The organism is Gemmatimonadota bacterium, from assembly GCA_040882465.1.
Taxonomy (GTDB): domain Bacteria; phylum Gemmatimonadota; class Gemmatimonadetes; order Longimicrobiales; family Gaopeijiaceae; genus JBBEBG01.
On the sequence record JBBEBG010000033.1, the window covers coordinates 49,318 to 62,758 of the forward strand.

Annotated in this window: 11 protein-coding genes; all 11 read right to left on the reverse strand. The window is 68.3% G+C overall.

The features are described 5' to 3' along the window. Positions 1-69: 69 nt before the first annotated feature. A complete protein-coding gene (locus WEG36_12020; protein ID MEX1258335.1) occupies positions 70-849 on the reverse strand; it encodes a hypothetical protein in 780 nt (259 codons plus the stop codon). A 117-nt stretch (positions 850-966) separates the two neighbouring features. Beyond that, positions 967-2,322: a hypothetical protein gene (locus WEG36_12025; GenBank protein ID MEX1258336.1), complete on the reverse strand. Its 1,356-nt coding sequence runs from the start codon at positions 2,320-2,322 to the stop codon at positions 967-969. Further along, entirely contained in the window at positions 2,319-3,515 is a 1,197-nt protein-coding gene (locus WEG36_12030; protein ID MEX1258337.1) for a hypothetical protein, read from the reverse strand. The genes WEG36_12025 and WEG36_12030 overlap by 4 nt, the downstream gene beginning before the upstream one ends. A 135-nt stretch (positions 3,516-3,650) precedes the next feature. Further along, positions 3,651-4,580 carry a M23 family metallopeptidase gene (locus WEG36_12035; GenBank protein ID MEX1258338.1) on the reverse strand — a complete coding sequence of 310 codons (930 nt, stop codon included), beginning with the start codon at positions 4,578-4,580 and terminating at the stop codon, positions 3,651-3,653. Between the two features lie 181 nt (positions 4,581-4,761). After that, positions 4,762-6,303, reverse strand: coding sequence for a methionine--tRNA ligase (gene metG, locus WEG36_12040; protein MEX1258339.1), 1,542 nt, complete (start codon positions 6,301-6,303; stop codon positions 4,762-4,764). Next, entirely contained in the window at positions 6,300-7,139 is an 840-nt protein-coding gene (gene ricT, locus WEG36_12045) for a regulatory iron-sulfur-containing complex subunit RicT (protein MEX1258340.1), read from the reverse strand. Before ricT ends, metG begins: the two co-directional genes overlap by 4 nt. Before the next feature lie 16 nt (positions 7,140-7,155). Beyond that, complete coding sequence (locus WEG36_12050) at positions 7,156-8,127, reverse strand: acetyl-CoA carboxylase carboxyltransferase subunit alpha (protein ID MEX1258341.1); 972 nt, start codon at positions 8,125-8,127, stop codon at positions 7,156-7,158. A 177-nt stretch (positions 8,128-8,304) separates the two neighbouring features. Next, on the reverse strand, positions 8,305-9,405 hold the full coding sequence (locus tag WEG36_12055) for a response regulator (GenBank protein ID MEX1258342.1): 1,101 nt from the start codon (positions 9,403-9,405) through the stop codon (positions 8,305-8,307). A gap of 27 nt (positions 9,406-9,432) precedes the next feature. Continuing rightward, on the reverse strand, positions 9,433-10,716 hold the full coding sequence (locus tag WEG36_12060; GenBank protein MEX1258343.1) for an MFS transporter: 1,284 nt from the start codon (positions 10,714-10,716) through the stop codon (positions 9,433-9,435). Beyond that, positions 10,713-12,947: a PQQ-binding-like beta-propeller repeat protein gene (locus WEG36_12065; protein MEX1258344.1), complete on the reverse strand. Its 2,235-nt coding sequence runs from the start codon at positions 12,945-12,947 to the stop codon at positions 10,713-10,715. Before WEG36_12065 ends, WEG36_12060 begins: the two co-directional genes overlap by 4 nt. Further along, complete coding sequence (locus WEG36_12070) at positions 12,944-13,405, reverse strand: CHRD domain-containing protein (GenBank protein ID MEX1258345.1); 462 nt, start codon at positions 13,403-13,405, stop codon at positions 12,944-12,946. The genes WEG36_12065 and WEG36_12070 overlap by 4 nt, the downstream gene beginning before the upstream one ends. Positions 13,406-13,441: the final 36 nt, after the last annotated feature.

Consider the following 13,441-nt stretch of genomic DNA (forward strand, 5'->3'; position numbering starts at 1 on the left):
GGAGGAAAGACCGCCCCGGAGACCCGAAGGCCCCCGGGGCGGTCGCGACCGCGTCGCGGCCTTCGAGGCTCAGTAGATCTCCCGGACCTCGGCGTTTTCGCGACTCAACCGGACCTGGACCGGATCGCCTCGCTGGACGTTCATCAATTCGTTCCAATAAAGCTCATGGGTCGCCTCAGGCTGGCGCGCGTGCACCCACCAGTCCCCGGGCGACACGGAGAAAAACGCCGCCCCGGACGCATCCGTCGTATCGGTCAAGATTTCCAGGCCGGAGGCATTCAGGCGCGCGGCCACGACCAATTCCCAGTCGGCGAATGCTTCGTCCTCCCAGGCCATGACTGACGCCGAGAACTGCTCGAGCTCGGCGAAGGCCTCCCGTTGCATCCGGTCGAAGCTTTCGAACGCCTCGTCCTTCACGCGTTCGGCCTGGTTCGCCCGCGCTTCCTCCCGGTCGAACTCCTGCACCAGAATTCGGTACTGCGCCTCGGCGCGGCTGAATTGGGTGATCTCGTCCTGGATCTCCTGGAGCCGGTCGCGTGCCGCGAGCCATGCACCCTCGGCTTCCGTCCACGTCTGCCGGGCCTCCGCGATCGAATCACGCTTCGCCGCGAGGGCGGCCGGGAGTTGGGGCTCCGGGCTCGGCGCGGCCGCCGAAAGGGAATCGAAAATCAAGTCCCGGTCGAAGGGAAGAAGCTGTACCCGGAGATCCGTGAGAGGGCGAACGATGCGGTCCCCGGTCTCGGGATCCGGGAGGTCGAGCTCCGCGGTCACCGCGACCTGGCCCGAACCGCACGCCGACAGGACCAGAAGGGAAAGCGCCCCCGCGCACCAATGCTTCGCTCGATCCATCAGCTCACTCCGCCATTGTGTGGGTGAAAGGTCAACGCAAAGTACTATCGTTTCCGCCATTCCATCAAGCTCGAAGGGGCCCGCCCGAGTCCAGCCCCGGCGAGGGCCGTGATTCGGTCAGCGGCCAGTGAGTCCTTGGGGCCCGTAGAGGAGGGATCGGGGCGGCCCCGCGGCCTGAGCGGCCTCCGCTACTCCTTCACGCTCGAGTCGCCACAGCTCCACCTCGGGGTCGGCGAGGGGAACCCTCCCGAGCGACGCCTCGCGGACGATCCAACGGACGAGGTTCTCCGGAGCCGCGAGGTCGAGGAAAACCCTCGAACGGAATCTACGCCGCGTAAGCTCGAAGAAGGCACCCTCGGGCGGCGCCGAGCCCAGCGAATCGAAGGCGCTGCGTAGGCGCCCTTCCCACTCCTCGGCCCGGAACGGGTCCACGCTGGCGGAGATGACCACGACCGGCGCATCGCGGATCCGCTCGACCGAAACGTCGGCCTCGAAGAGACCCGGGTCCGGGGGGGTGCGGATGAGGTTCTCGATCACCAGGTGAGCGAGGAAGTCGAGGAGGAAACCAGGCGACCCCGGCGGAAAGGGGAATGCGATCGCCATCCAGGTGGATGTGAGGCTTCGGTCGAGGACGACACGTTCGGGAGTGCTCCAGGCGGGTGCTCCGGTCGCCGTTGCAGGCACCCTGAGAGGCGGAAGGCCCACTCCGTGCGTCCGCAGGACCGGGGGGGGAGGAAGGGTCGCGGTGCCGTCTGCTCCGGAGACGGGTGCGGCCGCCGCACCGGCCGCGTCCGCTGGGACCGGAAGCGGACGAGGGAGCGGCGCGCGGCCCAAGGTCACCAGCGATACGCTGGACTGGAAGGCCGCTTCGACCTCGGCCCGATCCACCGGACCGGTCAGGGCGGCGACACCCGAGCCGCGCGGGAGGTGTTCGGTCCGGAAGGCCGCGAGATCCGAGGGTTGGAGTCCCACGATCGTCCCGACCGTCCCCACCGCCGGACGGGCGGCGGGGTGCGTCGGCCCGAGGAGGAGAGCCGCACGCTCCCGTTCGAAGCCGCGAACCGGGGCACCCTCTTCGAACTGGAGGACCTGAGCCGCCTCCGCGCGCGCGGCATCCACCTCGGCCTGGGTGGGCACCCGGGTGTAGAGGAGCGCCTCGAGCTCCCGAAGGGCTTCGCGCCAACTGTCGGGGGCCGCGAGAAGAACGACCACGGTCTCCTCGGCCCCGACCTCCACCAGGACCTGGGCCCCGTGTCCGATGAGCGGATCGGTGGCGGCTCGCTGGAGGACACGGCCGAAGAGGTGGGCCCGACCCTCCTGGCCAACGGGATCTTCCGCGGCGCCCGCCGGAAATCGAAGGGCTACAGCGACGACCCGGGATTCGGGATCGGGGAGAAAGTGGACGGCCTGATACGCCGCGGGGGCAGAGTCGCCGGCCAGCGCGGCGAGGGCGAGGAGGAGCGCGGCTCTCACGGGCTCAGCGTCTCCCGTACGGGGGATGTGGCCGCGAGCGATTGCAGGAAGGCGATGACATGGGCGTGCGTAAGTCCCTCGAGCTCGCCGAGCATGACTTCAGCGCCCCCCGGTCCCCGTCCCGAGTCCCACGCCTGGCCGACCAGGTCCGCGAGCCCCCAGGGTGTCCGGCCGACCAGGAGGATCTCGGCGCGGAGCGCGCCCGCGATGCGGCGCGTGTCCGCGTCGGTGATTTGACCGGCCGCGTCCGCGAGGACGGCCCGGATGCGCCGTTCCATCGCCTGGCGGCTGCGCGGATAGGCCGCCCCGGCCAGGACGAGGGCCCGGACGCCTCCCAGGTCCCAGATCTCGACCCCGGACTCGAAGTCGCCCGCCTCGGACGCGAGCAGCTCTCCCATCCACCGCGCCGCGACGAGAGCCACGGCTTCGGTGCCGGGGTCGAGCCGATACGCGTCCACGGTCCAGTTCCGGATGACCTGGGCGTTGGGGCGGGAAGCCCCCGTGCCCGGACCGGGAAAGGTGGCCGGAATTGGGGCGTCCTGCGGAAGCCCGACGGCCGTGAGCGCCGTGAGCACGAGCGCGGCGGGGAGGCGCGCGGCGACGACCACTCGCATCGCCTCACGACGGTGGCTCCTCGCCCAGACCGCCTCGAGCCTCTGTTGATCCATCCGGTCGAGCGAACCCTGCGAGCCGGGAAGGGGAGCGTTCGCGGGAACGAGCGCCTCCCGAATCCTCTGGAAGAGGACGCCCTGGGGGGTCTCGAGCTGGCGGTCCTGCTCCACTCTGAGCCGGCGCCGCGCGCCCTCGAAGGTGAGGGGGGAGGGCGCGGCTACCCCCTCCCGGAGAATCCACGCCAGAAAGTCGAGATCCGCGGAGGCCCCCGACACCTCGTAAACGACGGCCTGGGGCGTTCGGTGCACTTCCACGCGTGCACCGATCCGGGCGGCGAGCGACAACATCCGGTCCTCCGCCTGGATCCGCAGGAGCTGTCCGGCGCCGGCCTCATCCTGCGATTCTTCGAGTGGGACGGAGAGTCGAATCGAAACGACTTCGGGGGGGACAGACCGGAAGATCGCGACCTCGGGCCCTCCCGGAGGGCTCAGCGTCTCGTCGGGGAGAAGAGTGGGCGGGCCCGCACCGATCCCTTGGAATACCGCGACGATGCCCAGGAGCAGGGTGGAGGATACGGTCATCGGCCTACGGATGCTCCGCGAGCGCCTGTGCGGAGCCTTCCCTGCGAGCTTCGGTGAGCCACCCGTGTCTCGCTCCGGGTCATGGGTCCCTGGGGAAGGGAGGCGCCCTCGGGGCCTCCCCGGTCCCCGCTGGATTCAGGGGACCACCCCGGAAAGTACAAAATTCATCGGGTTCACGGGACGGTTCGCCACCCGGACCTCATAGTGGAGATGCGGCGAGGTTGCCAATCCGCTGCTTCCCACCTGGGCGATGACCTCGCCCCGCCGCACCTGCTGACCCCGTGTCACCAGAAGCTTCGAGGCATGCCCGTACACGGTCGAATACCCGAACCCATGGTCGAGCTCCACCACCATTCCGTAGCCGCTCCGCTGCCCGGCGAAGACGACGCGCCCCTTCGCCGCCGCCATGATCGGCGTTCCGCGAGGGGCGGAGATGTCCACTCCCTCGTGAGGGAGGACCTGGTTGTGGATCGGGTGCATCCGGGCACTGGTGAAGCCCGAGCTGAGCCTTCCCGCCGTCGGCAGGATGGAAGGGGTCGAATCGAGAAGGTCCCGATGGGCGGCCAGCGAGTCCGACGCCTCGATGAGGCTCTCCTGGAGAAGCCGGGAGCGGCGCTCCAGGGCGTTCAGATCATAGGTCGCCGCGAAGGCCTGCTCCCCCGCGTCTTCGTTCAGCTCGAAGAGGGGGTGCGATTCGAGAGTCGGAGCTCCGGGACCCCCGACTCCCACCTGGAGGACCTCGGGGTCGATCGGGTCCAGCCCCGCCATGACCCGAATCTCGGCGTCCCGTTGGGCGAGGAAATCGAGCTCGCCTTCGAGTTCGGTCACCCGGCTCCGGATCTGCTCGAGCTCGCCGACCAGGATCTCACGTTCGCGTTCGATCTGGGTCGTGTGAAGCGCCTGGCCTCCACGCAGGCCGACGAGGCCCAGGACGGCGAAGACGGAAAGGCAACAGAAACCCGCCCCACCGAGGGCGAGTCGGAGGGTACGGCTCCGAAATGTCAGCTGGCGAAACTCATCTCCGAGCTCGGAGATGAGGAGAAGGGTCCATTTCCCACGACGCATGACTCTCGCTCAGGCAAAAAGTGCCGAGTCCCGTCCCCCCCCATCCCACCCGCGCTCTTCCCGGTACAGCCGGTCCCCTCCGCACCCGCGCGGAGGCACGAAAACTTCGGAAGCTAGGGGTGCCCCCAACGGAGTGTCAACCAGCGCTCCCGATGGCGGAATCCCGCCGTATGTTTCCCATTCAGCGTTCCGGCTTGGGAAAAAGGGGCGGGCCCTTCCCGACCCGGAGGCCGGCGGGGGAGAGCCGGACCGCCTCGTCGAGCGAGGGAACACCCTCGAGCCCGAGGGAGCTCGCGAGCTCCTTCATCTTCCGGGGGGTCACGGGAAAAAAGAGTGCCGCGAGAACGATGAGGGTCCGGACGAGGGTCGCGAAAACCCGGTCCAGCTCGGCCGCCTTCGCCGAATCGCGGGCGAGCGCCCAGGGTTCACTCGTTTCGATGAACCCGTTCGCGCTTCGCGCAAGCTCCATCGCGCACCCGAGGGCGTCGTGCACCCGAAGCTCCTCCATCGCCCCGTGGTATCCTTCGAGGGTGGACCGGATGGCGTCGGCCAACGCATCGGGAGCCGCGTCGGGGACGATTCCGTCGCGAAAACGGACGATCATCGAAGTCGCGCGGCTCGCCAGATTTCCGAGGATGTTCGCGAGCTCGTCGAAGCGGGCGAGGAAGCGCTCGGGGGTGTACGAGGCGTCGGAGCCGGTCGGCATCTCGCGGAGGAGGTACCAGCGAACCGCGTCGGTTCCGAACTCCTCGCGGAGGCTCAGGGGGTCCACGACGTTTCCGAGCGACTTCGACATCTTCTCTTTCCCCGCCACCCACCACCCGTGGGCGAGGATCCGCTCGGGGAGGGGAAGCCCCGCTCCCATCAGGAGTGTGGGCCAATACACCGCATGGGTCGTGAGAATGTCCTTTCCGATGATGTGCAGATCGGCGGGCCACCAGGACTCCGAGACGTCGTCGAACCCCTGCGCGCCTTCCGGCGCGTCGGGACGGATCGCGCCGGCCGCGGTGACATAGTTGATCAGCGCGTCCACCCAAACGTATGCGACATGATCTTCGTCGAAGGGGAGGGGAATCCCCCAGCTCACGCGGGAGCGCGGCCGGGAGATCGAAAGGTCTTCGAGCGGATTCTGGAGGAAGCCCAGGACCTCGTTTCGCCGCACCTCCGGAACGATCCAGCCCGGATGGGCCTGGATATGCTGGACGAGCCGCTCCTGAAAGGTGCTCATCCGAAAGAAATAGTTCTTCTCCTCGATCTCGCGGACGGGGCGCCCACAGTCGGGGCAGTTCCCTTCGGGCGTCAGGTCCTTCTCCGTCCAATACCGTTCCTCGTGGACGCAGTACCACCCCTTGTAGAGATCCTCATAGATGAGGCCGCGCGCGTGCAGTCGGACGAGAAAGGCCAGCACGACGGCGCGGTGTTCGGCCTCGGTCGTCCGGATGAAGCGGTCGTATTCGATGTCGAGCTCCGACCAGGCTCCGACGAATCGCGCCGCCATCTCGTCGCAGAGCTGCTGCGGCTCCACTCCCCTCCGGGCGGCTTCTTCTTGGATCTTTTGACCGTGCTCGTCGGTCCCGGTCAGGAAGAGGACGCGGGCACCCGCTTGCCGGTAATACCGCGCGAGGGTGTCTGCCAGGAAAGTCGTGTAGGCGTGACCGATGTGAGGAGCGCCGGTCGCGTAATAGATCGGTGTCGTGAGATACCTGCGGGAGGCTTCGGTCAACGCCCCCCTCCCGAGGCTCCCTGGACTTCGACTTTGAGCGCCTCGAGTCCTAGGGTTCGGCGATCTCCGTCCTCGGTTCGCAGCGTGACCTGCTCGCCCCAAATGTCCACGGAGAGGACCTTTTCTTCGCCTCGGGTGGTGCGGAGCACACGCCCTTCCCGGGGGAATCGACGCCTGGCCTGGACGTACGTCTCGTGCTCGTACATCAGGCAACACATGAGCCGGCCGCAACAACCGGAGATCTGGGCCGGATTGAGGGAAAGACTCTGGTCCTTCGCGAGCTGGAGCGAGACCGGCTTCAGCTCGGGAAGCCAGGTGGAGCAACAGAGCTCCCGCCCGCACCGTCCCACGCCCCCCAGGAGTGCCGATTCATCCCGCACCCCGATCTGCCTCAGCTCGATCCGGGTGCGGAAGGTGCGGGCGAGCTCGCGCACGAGCTCCCGGAAGTCCACGCGACGCTCGGCCGTGAAATAGATCGTCAGCTTCTTGCGATCGAACTGCCACTCGGCCTCGGTGACCTTCATCTTGAGCCCGAAGCGCTCGACCTGCCGGCGGGTCTCTCGCCGGACGCGGTGTTCGTCCTGGCGCAGGGTGTCCGCGGCACGGACCTCCTGGTCGCGCGCGACCCGCAAGACCTTACGTTCGGGGGTGGGGGTGGAGCATCCACTGGAGGACGAGCACTTCCTCTCGGCGACCTGACCGAGTGCGAGCACCTCCCCCAGATCCTCCCCGCGGTCCGCCTCGACGATGACGTGGTGTCCCACGGCGAGGCTCATCGCGGAAGTGTAATAACCCTTCCGATTTCCCTTGAAGCCGATTTCTGCGAAGATTCCCAAGCGTTCCCCCCGTCCGTCAGCTTTCTCGGGGCTCTCGCCAGGCCCCGATCGTCTCGAACTTCCGCCACCGCAGCGCGCGGCGCTCGTGTACGTCCATCCGGCGGAGCTCATCGAGATGCCGGACGAGCGCTTCCTTCACGGCCTCGGCCGTGCGGTCCCAGTCCGCGTGGGCGCCCCCCGGTGGCTCCGAAATCACCTCGTCCGCGACCCCGAGCTCGACGAGGTCGCGCGATGTGAGACGAAGGGCTTCGGCCGCCCGCCCCCGGTGCTCCGCAGATCGCCAGAGGATCGCGGCGCACCCCTCGGGCGAGATCACCGAATACACGGCGTGCTCGAGCATGAGGATCCGATCCGTCACTCCCAGCGCGAGCGCGCCGCCCGAGCCGCCCTCGCCGATCACGACCGAGACGAGGGGAACCCGGAGCCGAGCCATCTCGCGGAGATTCATCGCGATCGCCTCGGCCTGTCCCCGCTTTTCAGCCCCGATCCCGGGGTAGGCCCCCGGCGTGTCGATCAGGGTGACGACGGGGCGTCCGAACTTCTCCGCCATGCGCATGAGCCGGAGCGCCTTCCGGTACCCTTCCGGGTGAGGCATCCCGAAGTTGCGATGGAGGTTCTCCTTCATGTCCCGTCCCTTCTGGTGCCCGATCACCATGACCGGGTTCCCACCCAGGCGAGCCCACCCCCCGACGATCGCTGCGTCGTCCCGGAAGGAGCGGTCGCCGTGGAGCTCGATCCAGTCCGTGAAGGCCCGCGCGATGTAGTCGAGGGTGAACGGCCGGCGAGGATGCCGGGCAACTAGGACCTGCTCGAGCGGGGTGAGGTTTCGGTAGGTCTCGTCCCGCAGGACGGAGAGCTTGGCGCGGAGCTCACCCAGCTCCTCGGCGACATCCATCCCTTTTTTCTCGGCGAGCTCGAGGAGGTTTTCGATCTGCTCCTCCAACTCGACCATATCCTTCTCGAAATCGAGATGGGGCGTGTTCGCCAAAGCGTCCTCCAGGTGCGTGAGGTCCCGCTCCCGGCGCCTTCGTGAGGGCGTGGGTCCTCCCGGTAGCGCTATTCTAACGGGGCTTCCCGGCGCCGGAGAAGGGTGGCGGGCCGGACTGCTTCGGGGGTTCCGACGCGCGGGCGTCCGGGTCCTGAGGGGATCTGGCCCGGTGGGCCCCTAACCGAGTCCAGCGGGGGGATCGCCCCGTACGACCTCGAAGGGCTCGGCCGGCTCGCCGCCCGTGCGCGCTGCCCAGAACCTCGCGCTGACCGAGGAAAAGTCCGGGTTGAGATGTTCGCCGTGGGTGGCCTCGAACTGAGCGAGGGCCTCACCTTTGCGCGCGATCCTACTCCCCACCGGGACGAAGAAGGTAGGACGAAAGCTCGCGGTCGCGTCTCCCGGGTTGTAGGCGAGAATCGAGTGCGCGCCTACCGCCTCGCCGGCGATCGTCTCATGCACGATCCGGATCGGGGAGAATGCGTGGTTCTTGGTGGGAAGATAGAGGAGCTCCGGCCTCATCTCGCGGAGCGCGTCACGACAGATCCGGCGCAGATCTTCCTCCAGCGGGATTTCCGCGGACCCGGCATTCCCCACGAAATAACGCACGTCCATCGCGCGCCCGGCCGCCTTCGCGCTCTCCGCCAGCCGCCTCCCTTCCGTCGCTTCGACTCCGCGGGTCAGGGTGAGGAGCGTGACGCGGTCGCCTCGCTCTCGGTGAAGGAGGAGGGTCGCCCCACAGCCGGCCTCCGCATCGCCGGGCCGAACGCTTACGGCGAGAACCCGAAGCCGTAAGCGCCCTCCCACCGGAGTCGGATCCGCGTCGCTCTCGTCCAGCGTCACCCGCGGCCTCGGGCCGCGCGCGACGAGTCCCGCCACCTTGCTCAGGAGCTCGTCCTTCGAGAAGGGCTTCACGATGAGGTCGTCGGCGCTCCCCTCGAAGGCCTTCCAGTGCGGATCGGCGCGGGCCTGCGATGTCGCCGCGAGGATGGGAGTCCCCGGCTGGTGGCGGCGGCTCGCCACGGCGACGGCGACCCCGTTTTGCCCCGGGAGATTCAGGTCGGTGATGACCAGATCCCACACTTCGCTCTGGACGAGTGAGGTCCCGCGCACGCCGTCCTGCACGAGGGTGACGACGTAACACCCCTCCGCTTCGAGGAGGAACTTGACGAGATGGGCCTGATCGAGGTCGTCCTCGACGAGAAGGACGCGACGGAGCGGCCGTTCGGCGGAGTCTTGCACCATGACCCGATTAGTGGCCCCCTTGGTCGGCGGGTGCAAGGGGCTCCCTCCCGTGGGTGCGCGTCCCTAGGGCAACTTCGGCGTCCCTCTTCCTCCGACCGCGATCCCACCTTCGGGGCGAAGGTCCTCCGGTCGCCCGCGTGCCTCCGGATCGGGTTCCGGGACGAGAAGCCAAACCATGAGCCCCATTCCCACGACGGAAATGGCGGCGAGGACCGTGTTGGCCCCGTACCCGGCCCGCGCGAAGAGGGGGCCCGCGAGGGTTCCTCCCACAGCGAAGCCGATCTGTCCGAGGGCCACGTTCAGCGACAGTAGCGTTCCGCGCCGGTCGTCCTCCACGAGTCCGGTCAGGAGGGCGGAAAAGGGGCTGACCCGCATCGCGACGAGCCCCATGACGAAGAAGAAGTAAATCATAGCCGCCAACGGGCTCCCCACCACGAAGGTCGTCAGCGCCATCGCGACGGATAAGCCGGCGCAGGAGACGAGGATGATCTGCTTCCGACCCGCCCGGTCCGAGATTCGCCCGGCCTGCGGTCCGACGAGGACGTTCGCGACTCCGCCGATGAGAAAAAGCGTCGCGATCTGGTTGGGCGTGGCGCCGAGGTCGGTCTCGAGCCAGATCGGGAGATACACGACGTAGAGCGAGATTCCGAGAAAGGTGAGAAAAAAGGCGCCGACCGCTCCGAGGACTCCCGGGCGCCGCACCAGCGCGGCGTAGGCCCGGACGGTTCCGGCCGGAGTCACGGGATCGGGGCTCCGCGCGACGTCCGGTTGGGGGAGGCGGAAAAAAACGAGGAGGAAGGTGAGGCCGGTTGCCAGGGCGAACAGGTAAAAGGGAGCCCGGAAGCCGAATGCTCCCGCCAGAACCACGCCGAGCGGGATTCCGAGAATCTGCCCCACTCCCCACCCACTCATGATCCACCCGGTGGCCCACCCCCGCCTCTCGTAAGGGAAGTAGTCCCCGACGTACGAGACGGCCGCCCCGCTCAGGACCCCTCCCGCCATCCCCGCGAGGAGGCGCACCCCGATAAAGCTGGCGTATCCGGTGACGAAGACGTGGAGGGCGAGAGCCACCGTCATCGTTCCCGTGCCGAGAAGGAGAATCCTCCTCCTCCCGATCCGGTCCGAGAATGGTCCGGCGATCACCGCGAAGACCCCCACCATCAGGGAATACGCGGCGACGAGCGTTCCGAGGAGCGTCTCGCGGATCCCCAGAGCCGTCCCGACGAGGGGGAGGATGGGGGCGACGATCATCGTCTGGCTGCTGGCCGAAAAAACGAGGAGCCAGAGCGCGAATACGACGAGGGAGGGACTGGGGTGCCGCTCGGATGGGGTGATGGTTCGGGTCACCTCTCCGGAAGAGCGAACACGAGAAGGGTGTTCCCTCCCGAGGGGTGCCGCACGTCCTGGCTCACGTAACTCGGGACCTGGCGCGGACTCGTTCCGCCGACCCCGGCCGTGACCGCGATGTACTGGCGGCCGTCCGCGGAATACGAGATCACCGATCCCTGGGCGGAGGTGGGGAGCCGGGTCTCCCAGAGCGTCTCGCCGGTCTCGACATCGTAGGCGTGAAAGCCGCGGTCCAGATCCCCCGCGAAGGCGGTTCCGCCGGCCGTCGTGAGGACTCCGGTGATGAAGGACGCCCGCTGTTCGATCGCCCAGGCCTCTTCCATCGTTTCGACGTCGAAGGCGGCCAGGCGCCCGATCTTCCCACCCACCCAGGGCATTTCGAACCACTGCCGGGCGGCCCCGACCGAGCCACCTCCTTCCGCGAGGTTCACCGCCTGTCCGCGGATCTCCATGCAGGTCTGGCTCATGGGGACGACGATGAGGCCGGACTCGGGAGTATAGGACATCGGATGCCAGTTCTTCCCGCCCGCGGTCCCCGGGCAAACGGAGATCCAGTCGCCGACTCGCGCGTTCACGATGTCCTCGCGGTATCTCACCTCACCGGTGGCACGGTCGAGATGCTCGAAGGCGTTCTGCGGGAGCGCTTCCATGAGATCGATGTGGGCGCCGGTTTCGCGGTCGGTCTTCCAGAGGATCCCATGTTTTCCCATCGCGAGCATGGTCCGGCGGCCGCCCACGTCCACGAGCACCGGCTCGAAGGCCTCGTCGAGATCGAGCGCCTCGCCGGGCACGTATTGCCGGTACCATTGGAGCTCACCGGTGCCCGGGTCGAGGGCCAGGTGGGAGTTCGTGTAGAGGACGTTGTGGTCCACCGTGAGGCCGCGGCTCGCCGGCACCCAGGGTTTCGCGTTCGAAACCGGCCAGTAAATCAGCCCGAGCTCCGGGTCGTAGCCGCCGGCGATCCAGGAATCTCCTCCTCCGCGCAACTCGAGCGGGAGGTTGCCCCAGCTGTCCCCCCCGGGCTCGCCTGGGCGAGCGATGGTGTAAGTCCGCCATACTTCTTCCCCCGTCTCCGCGTCGTGCGCGGTGACGAAGCAGCTCTCGGCGGTGAAGCGTGTGCAGCCGTTGATCCCGTCCACGACCAGTCCTTCGATCACGAGCGGTCCGGCCGCATTCGTGAAACCGAGGCGCGAGTCCGCGACATCCGTGTCCCAGGCGACCTCACCGGTGTGGGCGTCCAGCGCCACGATGTTCGCGTCCCCCGTTGCCAGATAAATCCGCTCGCCATACAACGCGATGTTGCGGATGTGGCTCGCGCCCCCGGGTGAGTCCTCCGCGTAGGCGCGCCGGTACTCCCAGAGGATCTCGCCGGTCGCGGCGTCGAGAGCCTGGACGATGTCACGCGGGTTCGGAAGGAACATGATCCCGTCGAAGACGAGCGGTGCCCCCTGGTTGCTTCCCTCCTCCATGGCCCAGGACCAAGCGAGCTGGAGGCCGCCGACGTTCTCGCGGGTGATCTGGTCGAGGGGCGAAAATCCCCAGTTGTCGTAAGTGCGTCGGTACATCGGCCAGTCGGCCGGGTCGGGATTGAGGAGTGCGGCTTCCGTCGCCGGCGCCATCGCGGCGCGCGTGTAAGTGGCGGTGACGGTGGCCGGGGGGGCCGCGCCGAAGCCGTCCCCTGCGGCCCCACCCCCCCCGCCTCCCCGCCCACCCCCCGCCGGTGCAGGGGGGCCTCCAGCTTGGGGGGCGCCCTGGGGAGGAGCGGCCGGCTGCGTCGCCGCGACGGGCGGAGCCGCGGCCGGCGGCTGGGCCGCGGGAGGAGCGGCCCTCGGCGCGAGGGAGATCCCCGCGAGCGGGGCCCCCGGCGTAAGGGCCGTATTCCCGGAGAGGAGCCCGTTCACGTTCAGGATGTGGGCCACGATGTCGGTCTTCGCCTCGGGGGAGATGCCGTTCGGGTTCCCCGGGGGCATCGTGAGCCGGATGCGGTCGTAAAGCTCCGCGGCGCTCCGGCTCGCCCAGTTGGACCGAAAGTCGGGACCCGCGAGGGCAACCGCCTCACCGATGCCCTGGAGATTGGGCTGGTGACAGGCGGCGCACGCCTGCGCATACGACTGCGCGCCGCGGCCCACCTGCATGGCGAGGGCTCCGCTCACGGGCTGCTGGGCCCGCGCTTCGGTGGGGATCGTCGCGACGAGGACGCCCAGAACGGTGACCAATCGTGTCAGTGTCAATTCTCCTCCCCCCGTGAAAAAAACCATCCCCGGATCGCCCCATCCGGGTTCGTTTCCGTGTAGACCTGGAGATAGAGATGCCCCAGCGCGAGAGCCTGGACCTGCTCTTCGGTGAGTTGGACGCGCCCCTCGATCCGCCCCTCTGTGGAGCCCGAGACGACGAGCGTGTGAAAGGCCGGGCCCCGGAATCCAGGGCCACCCTGGTGGAGGTCGGCTCGCGACACGGAAGACGCGAGGCCTTCGAAGGTACCCGCAATCTGGAGGATGCCTCCCTCGAGCGTCGCGGTCGCCTCTCCCACCCCACGCGTGCGGCGTGCCCCCCCCGCATCCACGGGGACGAGCGAGAGGTGCGCGTGGTACGCGGCCCTCATCTGGGCGCCGAGCGCCGGAGGGAGCATCGCCCCTCCCGCGAGGGTGATCACGAGGGCCGAGGCCCCGAGGGTCAGGCGTGCGAACATCGTCTCTCGAAGTCGGTGGGGGTGGACCCGCGATCG